At 37.2% G+C, this 801-nt stretch carries 1 protein-coding gene; it reads left to right on the plus strand.

From position 1 onward, the window contains the following. The first annotated feature begins 62 nt into the window (after positions 1-62). A complete protein-coding gene (locus tag IEY42_RS22200) occupies positions 63-338 on the plus strand; it encodes a DUF2806 domain-containing protein (protein ID WP_188927333.1) in 276 nt (91 codons plus the stop codon). The last annotated feature ends 463 nt before the right edge of the window (positions 339-801 follow it).

Here is an 801-nt window from a genome sequence, read left to right on the forward strand (position 1 = left end):
GGCGAACAAAAAAGTGATCGGCTTGAATGGTATTGACCGATCGGCATCATGGTATTACGCACTTGTCTCATTTAGATAGCTTAGGGCTAATTCAATTTAATTCACTTTCAGGGTTTAACAAACAAGGATTACCAAAACATTTCACGTTAGCTTATTGTGGCCAACCTTTACCATTAGAAATGAAAAATGGGAAAAACAATATATCTGTTGGCCAAGTATTGCTTTCGCAGGCTGGGCAAGAGCTGGCACAGGTTGTTCTAGTTCCTGGAGTGGATGGGTTCTATGACTATGTGAAAGAACAATGGAAAGCGCATGCTCCTAGCGAAGAAAACACCTAACACATATTAGCCTTCCGCCAGTTAATAGGCGAGCTTAACTTATTTGACTGCTTTTGCAGTCAAATAAAAATCAATCAACAAATTCATCTACTTCGTCTGTCATTTAGCTGTCAAATCATCGTGCTTTTTAAAAATAACAGCGTGCAAACACATATAGAGGCTCTCTTAGAGCGATTTTTTAAAATCAGAATGCAGCCTGTTGATTTCAATCATTGACAATCTACTCAATAAATATTTAAATGTCATATATCGACTACGAATGTTCACTTTCTGAGATGTGATTTTTCGATTAGTTTTTGATTATAATGAGTTTTAGTTTTATTTTGTGGCTGATTTCTTGGGTTCAAATCCCTATCCCTCCGCCACATTAAATACGAGAAAAGCCGTTGATTATCAACGGCTTTTTTTGTTTTTGGCGTTTGAGGGGCTCTCCATAAGGATTGACTCAGACAATGTATCTTTA

The organism is Shewanella algicola, from assembly GCF_014648035.1.
Lineage (GTDB): Bacteria > Pseudomonadota > Gammaproteobacteria > Enterobacterales > Shewanellaceae > Shewanella > Shewanella algicola.